Here is a 16,510-nt window from a genome sequence, read left to right as displayed (position 1 = left end):
AACCTTCAACCGCGCCCTAGAGTATTGTTAGGCCCAGGTACTTCCCACCTCCCTTTATAGAACACGGGAAGTCTGTAACCTATGACTGCAAATTGTAAGCTGACAGTTTGGGGCTACTCCGTTCGGATACCGTGTGTTGCCGACGGCAAGGGCCGCGGCACCGATGGCAGCGGCAATGGCCATGCTCAACCGGCGCGTTCATCGGATCCCCGGTACCCAAGGTCAACGTCACAAGAGTCCGCAAAGTGTAGCCAGGAACATGGAACAACCGCTCTCAGCAGCAGTTGTCCGGTTCAGGAGGCAATATGAGCGCGACGATCGAGTTCTTTCGAACCTGGCTGCAGGAGAATGTCGGAAACCTGGCGACCGACACGCAAGTCAGCGTCGCGGTGTTGGCCCAGCAATTCGAGCAGGATGCGGACGCCGCAGGATACGGGCGCGAGGTTCGCGAAGAAGATATCGGCAACATAGAGGACGCCATCCAGCAGGCCCTCGACAAGGCGAACGCAGCCAACGGCCGGCAACCAGTTCCGGAGGAAGATGGCTCGCTTACGCCGATTATCGAAGGTCTTGAGGCTGCGGAGCCTGAACACTCAGCGTCTGCCGCCGGTGACGGCCGTAAGGAAGGAAGCTGACGAGCGCGTACAGCCGAATACCGGATCGTTAGTCCGGCGTATCGGGCTGGGTCGATCAGCGAGGGAAGTCGCGCGCAGGATGATCTTCTTCACGAGCGATACTCATTTCAACGATCCACGCATCCTGCGAATTGATCGGCGGCCGTTCGGCTCGCTGGCAACGCATGACGCGGCGCTGATGAGCCTCTGGAACGAGACCGTCGGCTCGGACGACGAGATCTGGCATCTGGGTGATTTTGCCCGCCCGAAGGCCGGCATCGAAAACATCCTGTCGCAGCTCAATGGGCGCAAGCACCTGATCATCGGCAACAATGACGGAAGCGATGCAACGCTCGCATCTGGCTGGGCCAGCATCCAGCACTATGCGGAACTGGTGGTGGACGGTACCCTCCTCGTCCTGTGCCATTATCCGTTTCGGACCTGGAATCAGATGGGCAAGGGATCGGTGAATTTGCACGGCCATTCGCATGGCAAGCTGAAGCCGCTTACTCGCCAGCGTGATGTCGGCGTTGACGTGTGGAATTTCCGGCCGGTTTCCCTGCCGATCCTGCTCAGCAAGCACAACCGTCGATCAGGCTGAGCGTGGCCCGTCGCCACTGACCGCAGTCGTCCTTTATACAGTTCTGGATGTGCTTCGCTCAGCATCAAAGCCGGACAAGAATGAAGATCGATCACGATTTTCCGTTACAGGAACAACAAGGACGGCGCTCCGTTGGGAAAGTGATCGCAACAAGCGATTTAACCAATGGAGGCACTTATGATGAAAACGATCTTGGTCGCATCCGCCCTGTCCTTAGCGCTCGCCACATCCGCCCTGGCCCAAACGAGCGGCTCGGGCAATGCCGGCGGTACCGCAGGCGGCGGCATGAACAACAGCGGCACGAGCGTCAACGGCTCCGGCAGCACCACGGGGACCGTCACAACTGATCCGAATGCGACGAACTCGACCACGACAACACCAAACGGCATGAATGACCGTTGCAAGGACACTGCGGGCAATGACGTCGACACCAATACCGCCAGCGGCACTGCCACCTCGCCGTCCCAAAATTGCAACAAATAGTTCCGCCAGCAGAATTCAGCTCAGGCCCGGCGATGACCGGGCCTGAGACATCATGTCGAATCGCAAGGCTGGGGCTATCGAAAGACGGAGTGCATGACCGCTATAGCGTCTTGGAGCACAAAGTCTTGAGCCTCTCAGTCGCACGCGATCGGCAGCGGTTTCGTCTTGCCGGTCAATCTGGCTCCCAGCGTCAGGCTGTTCGGGAAACCGCTGACGAACGTGTTCATCGCGGCAGCGGACATGGGATGGGAGGCAAGGCGCGCCAACAAGGCAGCCACGCGAATGCGGGTTGCAAATTGGCTGTTCCAGCCCTTCGAATAGCGGCGTCCAACAGCAATCCTTGCCGCTCGGTCCCAACGGGCGAACCTAGCCAGTTCATTGGCCAACAACCAGCCTGACTGCAAGGCCATCGAGATGCCTTCAGCGATGATGGGATGGGACTCACCGGCGAGGTTGCCCACCCGAAATATGTCGTTGGCAAAACATGGGCGTATGCCAGGCCGTATGGGACCTGCGGCGAGCCATTCGCCATCGAGCGTGGCATTCACGATCGTGGAGGCGACACGGGGACACGAAGCAAGGATATGCGCATGAACAGCTTGGGCTGCCGACGAGGCGTTGCCTTTTTTGCGTAGCCTGATCAAGGCGTCGCGGCGTATGCAGCACGACAGCGACATCCTGTTCCGGTCGGCCCAGACCATGCCGCCATAGCCGCCCGGAAATGCCAGCAGGGGCATGAGGTCGCGGTCGAGCTCAGCGCCGGTGAAATGAGCCTTGAATCCGAAAAGATCGTGCGGCGCGTTGGTTTTCGGCAGGTTCGTCGGAAGCCTTCCTTGTTCCCACGAGCCATGCGCGGCAATAACGACCGGCGCAACGAGAACTCCCTGATCGTGCTTGCTTTCGATCCGAACCATAGCGTTGTCACCATCGGTGGTGATCTCCGCCGCCCGCCAAGGCTGGAACACGTCGGCTCCGGCATCGCGAGCCGCATCCAAAAGCATGCCATCCAGAACGTCGCGCCCGAGCGCGCGTCCAAATGCATCTCCCGCGGCCCGCGGCATGCCCGCATCCGTGCCGGGACCCGATGCAAAAAGTGCAACCCGCTTGACCTCCGGACCGGCTTTGGCGCGAACCGCGGCGCCTCCGCCCAATCTATCCAATAGATCCAGATTGACCGCGGACATGAATTCCCCGCAAACTTTGCGGCGCGGGAATTCACTTCGCTCGACGATAGCAACGGCGCGCCCCTGGCCGCTCAAAGCCAGGGCCACCGAAGAACCACTTGGCCCGGCGCCTATGACGATGGCGTCGTACATCATGGCAAACCTTCCGAAGCGCGGTCGACGGCAAGGAAGGCATGGGTAAACGGTCCAATTCTGCGTTCTGCACACTGGCGCCTGAAATCCGGGGGCCATAGGCTGGAAAGCTCATGACCCGCAAAACCGGCGCGGACGCTTGCCGGCGCATCGTGCAAAGTCACCTCGTTCGCGCCAATGATATGCAGAAGCGAGCAGGCTCTTAAGGCAATGGCGTTTCGGCTCGGCTCGGTGGCGAGAAACACTGGCGCCAGAGGGCGAAGCGCCAAAAACAGGCGTTTCAGGGCTGCGTCCGGAAAATGGTGCAGAAACAAGTTGGCCGATACCACATCGAAGGCGCCGGCTCGGGGGCTTTGGATCCATTCGAAGACATCATCGATGATGGTTTCGACCCGCCAACCAAGTGCGTAGAAATCAGCGAACCGCCTGTCTGAAATGAGGTTGAACTGGTCAAGCATGACCAGGTCGACATCTGTCCAGCGCCGGGCGAGGCGCTTTGCGACGGAAAGCATGAATGCTCCATCGCCGGAACCAATTTCCAAAAATCTGGTCGGGCTTTTGCGCACGCTTGCCTTCAACAGGCTGGCCATGATCGCGCTCTGAAACATCAGTGCGTTTATCCAGGCGAGATCACGCCGCGAACCGACGGCCCTTGGATCGTCGGGAGGCAAATTGTCGAGCAGTTCCCGCTCGATCCGACGATGGTCGAGATCATTGGCCATTCAGGTATCGCCGGCTGTGTGGAACATCATCGTCTCGGTCGTCAGGCCAGGTCCGAATGCCATGGCACAACCCACACGGTCTTCCTTTGTGGCCTCGCGCAGCATTCGCTCGAGTACGAACATGACGGTAGCAGAGGACATGTTTCCGTTTTCACGAAGGACCTCGCGGGAGGTCGACAACGCGTCGGAACGGAGATTCAGCGCGCGCTCCACTGCGTCGAGAACGGAGCGGCCGCCCGGGTGGACGGCCCAAAGGTCGACGTCTGAAACGCTCCTGTTTCCCAGAATGCTGCCTATGTCTGTGCCGAGTGCATGGTGGATTGCGGCGGGAACCTCTCCCGACAACACCATGTCGAAACCGTCGTCATGTATGTTCCAGGTCATGAGGTCGCGGCTGCCGCCATCGACGAGCGCGTGAAAACTATCCAGTCCTATGCCAAAAGGACTGGCGCTTACCGACGCAGCCGAGCAGCCATCGCCCCACAGGCAGAACGAGAGCAGCTTTTCAAGGTCGGAGGTCTCCTTGAGGTGAAGCGTACAGAGTTCGATGCTGACCACCAGAACCCGGGCCTCGGGTTCCGACCGGATGATGTGTCGTGCCTGCTTGAGTGCGTTGATCGCTGCATAGCAACCCATGAAGCCGAGGATTGTGCGCTCGATGGAGGTCGGCAGGTTGCACCGGGCAATTATTTCCAGATCCAGGCCGGGGGCGGAAAACCCCGTGCAGGTGGTGACGATCAAATGTGTGATACGGCTCCTGTCCTGACCATGAAGGAGCTTCTCCACGGCCTGTTCAGCCAGAGCGGGCGCTGTGGCCGCGAACATCTCCATGCGCTTTGCCGTGCCTGGAAACGCGCCGCGTTTGAAAACACCCTCCAAATCGACACTTGGGCCTTCAGGATCATCGGCGGGCGCAAAGCACGAATAACGATGCTCTATTCCGCATCTGTCCGCCATGCGATCAAAGATCGCCCGGCGACGGGGATTTGCCGTCAACTGGGAACCGGCAAATTGAAGAAAGAAGCGGTGAACGCCATTCTCCGGAACGGCTGCCGCAATCCGGTTGATGAAAGCTTGAGCGGGCATCTTTTCCTCGGCCTACAGCTTTAGGCTGGTGTACCGCGGGCGGTGACTACGAACCCGACCGGGTCGGGACCAGCCCCTGAGAGGTGGTAAACACCCTCATAAACGTTCGGGACAGATGAAAGCTTCCCTCGTCCTCGACGATTTCCAAGGTGCCGGCCAATGGCGGCACCAAGCGCAATTGGAGGCATCCTCGGCGGCGCAGGCGGGCGAGCGTCGAATGTGGCACCGTACGCAACGGATGCCGCATTCGCATCAGGATGGATGGCACCGCGGCCGCCATATAGCCAGACGAGTCATCCATTCCTTGACCGGCCAAGGCCTTGGCCAGTCGACCGCGATCTCGGTCGGACCGGCGGGTTCCCCGGACCACCAGGGATCGTCAAGGCGGCTTAGCTATCATGGCAGCGGGGACAAACCGCTGTCGAATGGCCGTGCGCGGAGATACCCTATTTGGCGTTTTTGGCCCCGCCGATCTCCTTGTCCCACTTCTCGAACATGGCAACCAGCGGTTTGGCGTCGAGCGGCGGTTCGATCGGGTTGTCGGCGATCATCGCGGCATATTCGGGCCGGCCGAAACGCTTGATCGTGTCCTGGCTGTCCTGCGGCGCCATCTCTATCGGCACGTCCCTGATCGACGGGCCGGGGTACATGTAGCCGTGATCGTACATGAATGCCTGCTGCTCGGGCTCAAGGATGAAGGCGATCAGTTGCAGGAGAACGCCGAGCTTTTCGTCGGAAACGCCCTTTGGGATAGCCACATAGTTGGCGTCGCTGACCCAGTGGAAGCCCTTCAGGGTCGCAATCTTGTAGTCTTCGGGAACGATGCCGAGATAGCGCGGATTGATGTCCCATCCGGTGGTCGTGGCGATGATGTCGCGCGTGCCGTCACCCAGTTCCTTCATGGTGACGGTCGTGCCGGAGGGATAATAGTCGATGCAGTCGTTCAGTTCCTTGAGATAGGCCCAGGTCTTCTCCCAGCCGTCGATAGGATCCAGCGGATCCTTGTCGCCGAGCAGGTAGGGAAGGCCCATGACGAAGGTTCGGCCGGGGCCGGAATTCGCCGGGCGCGCATACATGAACTTTCCCGGATGCGCCTTGCACCAGGCAAGCAACTCTTCAGCGGTCCCAGGAAGGTCCTTGACCCGATCCGGCGCATATTCCAGGAGCGGGCCTGACGGATACCAGCTATCGACGAAGGCTTGGCCCTTCGCCATCTGCTGCATGGCATAGGCGCCCGGTAGGTAGCGCTCGTCGAGCTTGGGGAACATATCGGCGTAGTCGGGCAGGATCTGGGTCCACAATCCCTGGTCGATGCCCGCGGCAAGGGCGTCGTTACCGGTGAGCACGAAATCGATGTCCAACCGGCCTGCCGCCTGCTGGGCCTTGAGCTTGGCGGCAAGTTCGGGCGCGGGCGCCTGCGTGTAAACGAACTTCGAAATCAGTTCCGGATGGGTCTCGGCGAACTTTTCAAGCGCCCGCTGGCTGAGTTGCAGGTCGCCGGCAACGTCGACCACATTGATGACCAGCGGTTCCTTCGGCTTCGGGAACTCCTTGGCAAGCACGAAAACCGGCCTTGCCGCCGCGGCAACGCCAGCACCCAGGATCGTTAGAAGGGCATTGCGTCGGGTTGTCATTGGTGTCTCCTCCCTTTCTAGGTTGCGTGGACGGTTATTCGCCCACGGTGTCCGGCACTTCGCGAAGCAGAGCAGCCGATTGCGGATCGAGAAACAGGTGGCAGTCGGCATGCCTGCGCAAGATACCGGCCGGCACCATCGGCGAGATCGGCGCTTCGACCGTATCGCGCACCGCCTCGGCCTTGCGGCGGTCCGGCACCGCCAGCACGATCAGACCGCTTTTCATGATCTGGTTGACGGTCATGGAGATCGCCCTGTGCGGAACGTCTTCCAGCGTCGGAAACCAGCCTTCGCCGAACTGCTGGCGGCGGCAGCGGTCGTCCAGCGTTACCAGGTGGAACGGTGCGGTCGTCTCGAAGTCCGCGGGCGGATCGTTGAAGGCGAGGTGGCCGTTCTCGCCAATGCCCGCGAATGTCACATCGATGGGGTGACGCTCAATCAACGCATTGATGCGCGCCACCTCGGCACCTGGATCCGGCACGTCCCCGTCGATGAAATGAAAGGCCCCGAGCGACGGCAGCAACGCGGTGAAGCGCTCCTTGAGATAGCGCCGAAAACTGGCCGGATGCGTATCCGGCATGGCGACATATTCATCGAGGTGAAAGCCGGTGACGCGCGACCAGTCGATGTCATCCCGCTTCACCAGCGCGGCAAGTACCTCGAACTGGCTGGCTCCGGTGGCGACGACGATATTGGCCGCCCCGCGCGCCTCGATCGCGGCGCGGATCGACTGCGCCCCCAGTTCAGCGGCAGCGGCGCCCAGCAGCTTTTTGTCCGGTTTCACGTAAATTCGCATGATCACTCCGTGGTTGTAAGTCGATCGAGCCCCGCCGTTTCTCGCTGCGAGCACGGGGCCTGGGTTGTCGCCCTGATGACGAATTCGGTGACGAGATTGATGCGCTTGTGCGCGAGCGGCTTGCCTTGCAGCATAGCGACGAGAAGCTCGACCGCCTGCCTGCCGGCCTCCGCGCAATGGGTTGCGATGGACGTCAGGGGCGGGAAAAGGGTCGGCGCCAGTATGCCGTCGCAGCCGATCACGCTGTAGTCGCCCGGCACCGACAGGCCGCGCGCGGCAAGCCCGGCCATGATGCCTTGCGCCATGACATCGTCGAATGCGAGTACGGCGGTCGCGCCCGTCAGGACGAGTTCATCGACGCAGGCCTGGCCGGCCTCGAAGCTTGGCCGCGAGGTCGGAACCCGTACGATCTCAACCCCAAGCTCGGCGGCCCTCCTGGTCACGGTGCCGTAGCGCTGGCTGTTCGACCAGGAGAATGCCGGCCCGGCAACATAGGCGATCGATCTATGGCCCAGCGAAACCAGATGCTCCAGCGCCTGCCCATAGCTTGGCCCGCTATCGACCAGAAGCCGTACCATGCCGGGAATGTCGCGGTTGACGAGGACGCAAGGCCGCCTCCGCGCATGTTCAAGGATCTGTTTCGTGTGCAGGCGCGAAGAGGCGATGATGAAACCTTCTACCTGCGCTGACAGCTTGGTCAGGAGAATGTCTTCCACTTCCGGCGTCTCGTCAGAATCGCCGATAAACGTCGCATAGCCACATTCGCGGGCCGTCGCCTGCCCCCCACGCATCATCGCCGCGAAGAACGGGTTGGTGATATCGGGCACGATTAGCGCGATGTTGCCCATCCGGCCGGTGCTTAGTGCGCGCGCGGCATGATTGGGGACATAGCCGAGCCGCGCGGCGACCGAGTGAACCCGCGCGACCGTCTCGCGACTGAGAAGTTCCGGCCGGCTGAAAGCACGCGAAACGGTAGCCGAAGAGACGTTGGCGGCGTCCGCCACCTCGCTCAGCGTCGGTGTTGAAGATGAATTGTTCCGCCTTCGGTCAGGCATGCGCGTCCCCATGCAAGCGCTTGCATGAAAGCGCTTGCACGAAGTCGTGTCAAGGATTGATTGGCCTAGAACAGGTCGGATAGTCGGGCTGTCCCCCGAGGCACTCCTCCACAGGCGGAAACCGACCTAATGCCGATCGACGTCAGACATAGGTCAGGATCGGCGCAGGCGGACCGAAGCCGCGCCGATCACGGTAGGCATTGCCGCGCCGTCAACCCTTCGACTGGAGCGCGTGGATCACGCCGCGCAGTTCCGCCAGACCGCGCAGGCGACCTATCGCCGGATAGCCCGGATTCACCGTTTTTGTGAGATCATCCAGCATGCGGTGGCCGTGGTCGGAGCGGAAGACGATGGTGTCGTGCGGTTCCCGTTTGCCGTCTTCGGCCAACAATTCGCGCAGTACCGCAACCATGTCCACGTCGCCGTCCAGATGCGCCGCTTCATGGAAGGTGCGGCCATCGCCTTCGCGCTTGGTCGCCCGCAAATGTGCGAAGGGGATGCGCGACGCGAAGTGCTTCGCCATCGCCGGAAGATCGTTGTCGGCGCGCACGCCAAGGCTTCCGGTGCAAAAGCACATGCCGACGGCCGGCGACGGAACTGCCTCGAAGAGCGCGTTGTAGTCGGCGGCGGTCGAGGCCACCCGCGGCAGACCAAAGAGCGAGCGGGGCGGATCGTCCGGATGCAGCGCAAGCCGGACGCCGCTGCTCTCTGCGGCGGGCGCGATCGCCGCCAGGAATTCGGTGAGATGGTGGCGCAGCCGGGCGGCATCGATGCCCGCATAACGCTCCAGCCGGTCGCGAAATTGCGGGACCGTCAACGGCTCCGTGGTCGAGCCCGGCAGCGCACTGGCGATGTTGGCGACGAGGGTCGCGGCCTCCTCTTCGCTCATCGCCTCGAAAACAGCTTTCGCCCGCTCGCGGTCCTCGTTCGAATAATCGGCTTCGGCTCCCCTGCGCTGCAGGATGTGCAGGTCGAAGGCTGCGAACCGGTCCTGGTCGAAACGCATCGCGGTCGCGCCGCTTGGCAGTTCGTAATCGAGATCGGTGCGGGTCCAGTCCACCAGGGGCATGAAATTGAAACAGATGATATGGATGCCGTTGGCCGCAACCGCTTCCATGCTGGCGATCCAGGCCTCGATCTCGACTTTCGCCTCGCCCCCGTGACGCTTGACAGCGTCGGGGACCGGTATGCTTTCAACGACCGACCAGACAAGCGGCGAGCGGTCGGACGGCGTATCCTCGATCGTCGCCTTGCGCGTCGCCACCTCCGCCTTCGTCCAGGCACGCCCGATCGGGACTTCGTGCAACGCCGATACGATATCGGTGGCGCCGGCCTGACGCACCGCATCGAGCGGAACCCCCGCGTCCGGCCCAAACCATCTCCATGCCTCGCGCATTCGTCATTTCTCCAACTATTTCAGGGCTGGTCGGCTCAAATAAACCAGTCGGGGTAGGCGTCGCGCAGTTGCTCGACATCGGGAATGACAGCGCCCAGGTGGATTCGCATGGCCTCGCAGGCAGCCTTCACGTCATGCGCCCCTATAGCGTTGCGGATGACCGTATGCTCGCCAATCACATGGTCCATGCGGCCGAGCGCGGGCAGCGTCATGCGTCGCGCCCGGTCGATCTGCACCTTGACCGGCTTCAGATAGTTCCAGATGCCGGAATAGCTGGCTATTCGGGCAATCGCCTCGTGAAAGGCCTCGTCGGCCTCGTGAAAGCCGTTCATGTCCTGTCGTTCGGCAAGGAACCGCTGCCGCGCCAATATGTCGTCGAGCTTTCCCACATCGTTGCCGTTTGCGCATTGCGCGGCCTTTTCGACCGTGGCGCCTTCCAGCGCCTTACGGATGACGACGGCTTCGGGAATGAGCGAGATCGGTATCGGCGCGACGAAGGTTCCCGACTGAGGATAGATATTGACCAGCCCGTCTTCGACCAGACGAATCAACGCCTCGCGCACCGGCGTGCGGCTGACACCGAAACGCTCGGTCAGCACCTTTTCATTCAAGGCGTTGCCGGGCTTAAGCTGCATGGATACGATCGCCTCGTGCAGTTCGCGGTATACTGCGGACGCAGCCGTCGTACGCACGATGCCCGGCCGACGCATCTTCGTTCGAACGGGGGCGGCGTCGCGGTCGGAGCCCGCAATGCCCGCATGCGCCTTTGCTGATGTCATTTCTCGATCCCCGATCTTCAATCAGTTGCATATTAATATATTATTCCTTACTGTTCGCCAATATCGGAACGCCGCTTCATCCCAAATTATGATCGCGCGCATTCAATCGCCCCTCCCTTCCGAACGCCGCTTTCGCGGCTCGACCGCAAGGATTTTGCAATGCCGCTCCATCCCGACAGGCTTTTTTCGCCTGACCCTACCGTCCGTTCCATCGCCAGGCGCCTCTATGAAGGCGTGCGTGCCTTGCCGATCATCTCCCCGCATGGCCATACCGAGCCGGATTGGTATGCGTATGACCTGCCATTCCCGGATCCGGCCACGCTGTTCGTCAAGCCCGACCACTACATTTTGCGCATGTTCTATTCCCAGGGAATGCGCATGGAAGATTTCGGCGTCCCACGACTGGATGGGGGCCCGATCGAAACCGATCCCCGCAAGATCTGGCGCCGCTTCGCCGAGAACTACGCCCTTTTCCGCGGCACGCCGACACGGCTGTGGTTCGAGCATTCGCTGGCAACGGTCTTCGGAATCGAAGAGCGGCTCGGCGCGAAGAATGCCGACCTTCTTTATGACCGCATCGCCGAACAGCTCGAGCGGCCGGAGATGCGCCCGCGCGCGCTCTACAAGCGTTTCAACATCGAAGCCATCTCAACGACGGACGCCGCCACCGATGCGCTTGCCGCGCATGATGCGATCAAGGCTTCCGGATGGGACGCCCGGGTTGTGCCAGCCTACCGGCCAGACGCCGTCGTCGACCCTTCGCGCAAGGGTTTCCATGCCGAGGTGGAGCGGTTCCTGGCGTTGGCCGGAACGCCGGCCAGCTATCCCGGCTATCTTGAGGCGCACCGAATCCGCCGTGCATATTTCAAGCAGCGCGGCGCGACGTCCACCGACCACGGCCATCCGAATGCCCGCACCGCCGACCTGTCGAAGGCGGAAGCAACGGCTCTGTTCGACCGGGTGTTGAAGGCCGATGTCTCGCCCGAGGATGCGGACCTGTTCCGCGCACAAATGCTGACCGAAATGGCGCGCATGAGCGTCGAGGACGGCCTGGTCATGCAAATCCATCCCGGCTCTTTCCGCAACCACAACCCGCAGATTTTCGCCGAGTTCGGCTTCGACAAGGGCGCAGACATTCCCACCGGCACCGATTATGTCCACGACCTCAAGCCGCTCCTCGACGCGTTCGGCAACGACACGCGCCTGACATTGATCCTGTTCACACTGGACGAGACGGCCTATGGGCGCGAGCTTGGGCCGCTTGCCGGGCATTATCCGGCGCTGCGCCTCGGCCCGCCCTGGTGGTTTTTCGACAGCCCCGAAGGCATGTACCGGTTTCGCAAGCTTACCACGGAGACAGCCGGCTTCTATAACACGGTGGGCTTCAACGACGACACCCGTGCCTTCTGTTCGATCCCCGCGCGGCACGACATGGCGCGCCGCGTCGACTGCAATTTTCTCGCGGAATTGGTGGCTGACCACCGGCTCGACGAGGACGAGGCGCAGGAAGTGGCGCACGATCTCGCCTACCGCCTGGCCAAGAAAGCCTATAGGCTCTGACCATGGCGCAGCGGCTTTCCAATCGGACCTGGGTGACCTGCCGGCCGGGATCGGGCGCGCGGACCGCAAAGATCGGCTTGGCTGCCCAACTGGCCGCCGTCTTCCTGCGGCTGAAGCAGGTCCTCGGCACCGATCTCCCGGCCGAGCCCATTTCGCAAGCCTGGGAACCGTATTGACCGATCTTTTGAACGACGGCGCCGCAGCCACCGTGGCATGATTGGCGCAGCGGTTCATGCACGGAGCAGAAAGCGGTTGTTTTTGATGACTGGTAGATTAATATATCAAAATTGAAATCCTGCCGGACAAGACAGGACCAGCGGAGGAGATGAAGATGATCAAGATCACTCGGCGACAGGCGGTCGGCGGATTAGCCGGCATGGCGGCGCTTCCGGTTGCGCGCGCGTTTGCCCAGACCGCCAAGCTGCCGACCGCGCCCGTCACCATCAATATCGTCGATGTCGCCGGCAATCTGGCGCTAACCCAGAAGGCGATCGAGAATTACAAGACGGCCAAGCCGGAACTGATCTCGAACATCGTCTTCACCAAGGCGCCCGCCCCCGAGCTTCCCGGCAAGATCAAGGCGCAGCAGGCGGCGAACCGCGTCGATATCGACCTCGTGCTTACCGGAACGGATGCGCTGTCGGCAGGCCTCGAGATGGACCTGTGGGTCAAGCTGCTTCCTGACGATTCGGGCGCCTTGCCGAAGCTGGCCGATATCTATCAGGAGCCGGCAGCGCGGATGCAGACGCTGGCCAAGGACCACGGCGTCGTCGTCACCTACTACCCGTCCGGGCCGCTGCTCGAATACATGCCCGACAAGGTCAAGACGGTGCCGACCACGGCGGAGGAGCTTCTGGCGTGGGCCAAGGAGAACCCGAACCGGTTCCTCTATGCGCGCCCGGCCAATTCCGGCCCCGGCCGCACCTTCCTGATGGGTCTTCCCTATCTGCTCGGCGACAGCGATCCGAAGGATCCGGTCAAGGGCTGGGACAAGACCTGGGCCTATCTTAAGGAACTGCACAAATACATCGAATATTATCCGACCGGCACCGGTGCGCTGATGAAGGAACTCGGCGAAGGCACGCGCGACATGACGGTGTCGACGACTGGCTGGGACATCAACCCGCGCGTTCTCGGCGTCGTGCCGAAGGAAGCCAAGGTTGGGGCGCTGAAAGGCTTCCATTGGGTCGCCGACGCCCATTACATGTGCGTGCCGAAAGGGGTCAGCGACGAAAAACTCGCCGTGCTCAAGGATCTGATGGCATTCCTGCTGACGCCTAAACAGCAGGCCTATACCTATGACGAGGGCTATTTCTATCCGGGCCCGGCGGCCAAGGATGTCACCCTCGACATGGCGCCGCAGGAAAGCCAGAATGCGATCGCCGAATTCGGCCGCACCGAATATGCCGACCTGATCGCCAACAACCCGATCGAACTGCCGCTGGAGCCCGCTTCGATGGTAACGGCATTCCGAACCTGGGACGAACAGGTCGCCGCCGCCGCGAAATGACAAACTTTTGAGTTTCAGCGCATAATAGGAACCGGGCATGCCGCCCGGTTCGCCTACAACAATGGGGCTACGAACGGATGCTGCTCGCCTCGTCGAAATTCGACGAACTCCGCCTCGATCATATGAGTCGAAAATTCGGCAGTATGAGCGCGCTGAGTGACGTTTCGCTGACCGTGCGCAAGGGGGAATTCATCGCCCTGCTCGGACCTTCGGGCTGCGGCAAGTCGACCGCACTGAACTGCATCGCCGGACTGCTTTCCACCACGGGCGGCAGCATCTATCTCGACGACAAGCGCATCGACCAGCTTAAGCCGGAAGACCGCGGCTTCGGCATGGTCTTCCAGAACTATGCGCTGTTCCCGCATATGACCGTCAAAGCCAATATCGGCTTCGGCCTGAAAATGCGCGGCACGCCCAAGGCCGAGATCACGCAGCGCGTCGACGAGGCGCTGGGGCTGGTGCGGCTGGAAACGCAGGGCCACAAGCTGCCGGGTCAACTGTCAGGCGGTCAGCAGCAGCGGGTCGCCATCGCCCGCGCCATCGTCATCGAGCCGCCGCTGGTGCTGATGGACGAGCCGCTCTCCAACCTCGACGCGAAGTTGCGCATCGAGATGCGTGCGGAAATCCGGCGCATCCACAACCAGCTCGGGGCCACCACCCTTTATGTGACGCATGACCAGGATGAGGCCTTGTCGCTTGCCGACCGCATAGTCGTGCTGCGCGATGGCCGAATCCGGCAGGTCGGCGCTCCGCGGGACCTCTATGAGAGCCCGGACCATCTCGACGTCGCCGAATTCATGGGCTACCGCAACCGGCTAACCGGCAAGGTCACCCGGCGCGACGGCGACATTGCCACGGTCGAGGTCGGCGGCGTCAGCCTTTCGGGCAGAGTGCGCGACGATCTCGCGGTTGGCGCGCAAGCCGTGATCGCCGCCAGGCCGGACGATGTCACCGTGAGCGACAAGGGCATCGGGACGCTTGATGCGAAGGTCGAAACCATCGAGTATCGCGGCCGGGAATTCGTCGGCACGGCACGCACCGAGGGCGGCCTCGAGCTGATCTTCCATGCCAGCCAGGCCGCGTCGGTCGGGAACACGGTTTCGCTCTTGATCGATTCTGCCCACGCCCTGATCTACGCGGCCTGAGGACGGCGATGTCGACGCTCGATCATACGCCCTCTCCTTCCCTGCGCCAGCGGCTGGCCTTGCACGGGATCGACGGCGTCACCCTTCTGGTGCTTCCGGCCGCCTTGTTTACGCTGGCGATCTTCGTCTATCCCTTTGTCTACGGCCTGCTCCTGTCCTTCCAGCCGAAGGAAGGGGGGCTCCTCGCCAACTACCAGCGTTTCTTCTCCGACCCGTTCCTTTACAACACCATTGCCACAACGCTGTGGCTGGCGGTGCCGGTCACCGTTATCAGCCTGGCGCTGGCGCTGCCCATCGCCTTTCGCGTTCGCCTGATGACGCACCAGCGTATGCTGACCACCATCCTCGTGCTGCCGGTAACGCTCGGCACGGTGCTGGTGGCGGAAGGCCTGCTCAACTATCTGGGACCGCAGGGTTGGTTCAGCCGCACGCTGATGTTGTTCGGCGTCATCAGCAGTCCCGTGAAACTCACCAACAATTACTGGGGTGTTTTCGCGTCGCTGATCATCACCGGTTTCCCGTTCACGTTCCTTTTGACGCTTTCCTATGTGACAGGCATCGATCCGGCACTGGAACAGGCAGCGGCGACCCACGGCGCGCGCTCCTGGCAGCGGTTCCGCTATGTGTTCCTGCCGCTGCTGATCCCCGGCCTGGCCATCGCCTTCCTGCTTTCATTCGTACAGGCCTTCGCCGTCTTTCCGTCGGCGGTTCTGCTCGGTGCGCCGGCCGGGCCGACCCGGGTCATCTCGATTGCAGCCTACCAGGCCGCCTTCGAGCAATATGACTACTCGATGGCCTCGGCAATCGCGATGATCATGGCCGGTGTGCAGTTGGTCATCGTCGTCGCCATCCTGATGCTGCGCAACCTGTTCTATCGTGGCAGCACCGCAGGCGGAAAGGGCTGACATGATCCGCGACACAACCATCGCTGCCAAGCTCTGGATCACCGCCATCTGGGTGGTGGTGGGTTTCTTCGTACTCAACCTCGCGGCGATGATTGCCACGGTCATCCTGTCGTCCTTCGGCACGCGCTGGCTGGGCACATGGATTCCTGCCGGCTTCACCACCCGCTGGTATTTCGCCGCCTGGGCGGAATTCCAGCTGCACGATATCCTGATCGTAACCTTCCAGATCGCCTTCACCGTGGTCGCGCTTTCAGGCCTGCTCGGCGTGACGGCGGCCTATGCGCTGGCGCGGCGCGATTTTCCCGGCAAGAAGCTGATCATGCTTCTGTTCCTGCTGCCGCTTCTGGTGCCGCCGATCACCTTCGGCATCCCGCTGGCCACCGTGCTCTATCAGTCGGGGGTCGGCGGCACATTCTGGGGCGTGGTGCTGGCCAATCTCGTGCCGACGGTTCCTTTCGTCATCCTGGTGATGATCCCCTTCATCGAGCAGATCGATCCCAAGATCGAGGCGGCCGCGCGCGTCTTCGGCGCCAACACGTTCCAGCTCTTTCTCCATGTTCTGCTGCCGATGCTGATGCCGGGCATCTTGGCGGCTCTGCTGCTGGTGCTGGTGCGTACCATCGGCATGTTCGAACTGACCTTCCTGACGGCCGGGCCGACCAGCCAGACGCTCGTCGTGGCGCTGTACTATTCTGTCTTCGCCTCGGGCGTGCGCGCGGTGCAGTCGATCGACGCGATGGCCGTGGTGTATATGATAACGACGCTGGTCTGGCTGCTGATCGCACTGCGCTTCGTCAATCCGACGCAGATTGTAGCGCGGGCAAAGCAGCAGCCCGCCTCCGCCTGAAACAGGCTTTCTTTCCGCCGCATGATGGCGGCGGAAAGCCACTCTCCAGGAATCCTGGAGC

Annotated in this window: 17 protein-coding genes; 9 read left to right on the top strand and 8 right to left on the bottom strand. The window is 61.8% G+C overall.

What is annotated here, in order from left to right:
• Positions 1–305 precede the first annotated feature (305 nt).
• The 3 genes from FJ428_RS19970 (at position 306) to FJ428_RS19960 (ending at position 1,698) form a co-directional block, all read left to right on the top strand.
• A complete protein-coding gene (locus tag FJ428_RS19970; protein ID WP_140498457.1) occupies positions 306–635 on the top strand; it encodes a DUF768 domain-containing protein in 330 nt (109 codons plus the stop codon).
• A gap of 79 nt (positions 636–714) precedes the next feature.
• On the top strand, positions 715–1,215 hold the full coding sequence (locus FJ428_RS19965) for a metallophosphoesterase family protein (protein ID WP_140498549.1): 501 nt from the start codon (positions 715–717) through the stop codon (positions 1,213–1,215).
• A 177-nt stretch (positions 1,216–1,392) separates the two neighbouring features.
• Positions 1,393–1,698 (top strand): hypothetical protein, encoded by a 306-nt coding sequence (locus tag FJ428_RS19960; protein WP_140498458.1) that lies wholly within the window; start codon positions 1,393–1,395, stop codon positions 1,696–1,698.
• A gap of 134 nt (positions 1,699–1,832) precedes the next feature.
• Here FJ428_RS19960 and FJ428_RS19955 read toward each other — a convergent pair whose 3' ends face one another.
• From FJ428_RS19955 to FJ428_RS19920, 8 genes are all read right to left on the bottom strand, one after another.
• Entirely contained in the window at positions 1,833–3,017 is a 1,185-nt protein-coding gene (locus FJ428_RS19955; RefSeq protein WP_140561295.1) for an FAD-dependent monooxygenase, read from the bottom strand.
• Positions 3,014–3,736, bottom strand: coding sequence for a class I SAM-dependent methyltransferase (locus tag FJ428_RS19950; protein WP_140525311.1), 723 nt, complete (start codon positions 3,734–3,736; stop codon positions 3,014–3,016). The genes FJ428_RS19955 and FJ428_RS19950 overlap by 4 nt, the downstream gene beginning before the upstream one ends.
• Positions 3,737–4,822 carry a type III polyketide synthase gene (locus tag FJ428_RS19945; protein WP_140513489.1) on the bottom strand — a complete coding sequence of 362 codons (1,086 nt, stop codon included), beginning with the start codon at positions 4,820–4,822 and terminating at the stop codon, positions 3,737–3,739.
• A gap of 446 nt (positions 4,823–5,268) precedes the next feature.
• Positions 5,269–6,456 (bottom strand): extracellular solute-binding protein, encoded by a 1,188-nt coding sequence (locus FJ428_RS19940; protein WP_140525310.1) that lies wholly within the window; start codon positions 6,454–6,456, stop codon positions 5,269–5,271.
• A gap of 34 nt (positions 6,457–6,490) precedes the next feature.
• A complete protein-coding gene (locus tag FJ428_RS19935) occupies positions 6,491–7,252 on the bottom strand; it encodes a glucosamine-6-phosphate deaminase (protein ID WP_140525309.1) in 762 nt (253 codons plus the stop codon).
• 2 nt (positions 7,253–7,254) lie between these two features.
• On the bottom strand, positions 7,255–8,307 hold the full coding sequence (locus FJ428_RS19930; protein ID WP_224519138.1) for a LacI family DNA-binding transcriptional regulator: 1,053 nt from the start codon (positions 8,305–8,307) through the stop codon (positions 7,255–7,257).
• A 211-nt stretch (positions 8,308–8,518) separates the two neighbouring features.
• A complete protein-coding gene (gene uxuA, locus FJ428_RS19925; protein WP_140525307.1) occupies positions 8,519–9,703 on the bottom strand; it encodes a mannonate dehydratase in 1,185 nt (394 codons plus the stop codon).
• Positions 9,704–9,738: 35 nt separating this feature from the next.
• The gene (locus FJ428_RS19920) at positions 9,739–10,413 is read right to left on the bottom strand and encodes a GntR family transcriptional regulator (RefSeq protein WP_140525328.1); all 675 of its coding nucleotides are present in this window, start codon (positions 10,411–10,413) and stop codon (positions 9,739–9,741) included.
• Between the two features lie 228 nt (positions 10,414–10,641).
• On the opposite strand from FJ428_RS19920, the gene uxaC reads away from it, so the two are divergent.
• From uxaC to FJ428_RS19895, 6 genes are all read left to right on the top strand, one after another.
• Positions 10,642–12,042 (top strand): glucuronate isomerase, encoded by a 1,401-nt coding sequence (gene uxaC, locus FJ428_RS19915; protein ID WP_140525306.1) that lies wholly within the window; start codon positions 10,642–10,644, stop codon positions 12,040–12,042.
• Between the two features lie 2 nt (positions 12,043–12,044).
• Positions 12,045–12,218 carry a hypothetical protein gene (locus FJ428_RS30330; RefSeq protein WP_181167349.1) on the top strand — a complete coding sequence of 58 codons (174 nt, stop codon included), beginning with the start codon at positions 12,045–12,047 and terminating at the stop codon, positions 12,216–12,218.
• A 158-nt stretch (positions 12,219–12,376) separates the two neighbouring features.
• Positions 12,377–13,552: an extracellular solute-binding protein gene (locus FJ428_RS19910; RefSeq protein ID WP_140525327.1), complete on the top strand. Its 1,176-nt coding sequence runs from the start codon at positions 12,377–12,379 to the stop codon at positions 13,550–13,552.
• Between the two features lie 77 nt (positions 13,553–13,629).
• Positions 13,630–14,697, top strand: coding sequence for an ABC transporter ATP-binding protein (locus tag FJ428_RS19905; RefSeq protein WP_140879994.1), 1,068 nt, complete (start codon positions 13,630–13,632; stop codon positions 14,695–14,697).
• Between the two features lie 8 nt (positions 14,698–14,705).
• The gene (locus FJ428_RS19900) at positions 14,706–15,602 is read left to right on the top strand and encodes a sugar ABC transporter permease (protein ID WP_140525304.1); all 897 of its coding nucleotides are present in this window, start codon (positions 14,706–14,708) and stop codon (positions 15,600–15,602) included.
• A gap of 1 nt (position 15,603) precedes the next feature.
• Complete coding sequence (locus tag FJ428_RS19895; RefSeq protein WP_140513473.1) at positions 15,604–16,449, top strand: ABC transporter permease subunit; 846 nt, start codon at positions 15,604–15,606, stop codon at positions 16,447–16,449.
• The last annotated feature ends 61 nt before the right edge of the window (positions 16,450–16,510 follow it).

The sequence above is a fragment of the Mesorhizobium sp. B2-8-1 genome (assembly GCF_006440955.1).
In the GTDB taxonomy this organism is placed as follows: Bacteria; Pseudomonadota; Alphaproteobacteria; order Rhizobiales; family Rhizobiaceae; genus Mesorhizobium.
The sequence above is the reverse complement of the archived record's forward strand: the minus strand, read 5'-3'. Positions and strand labels throughout refer to the sequence as shown.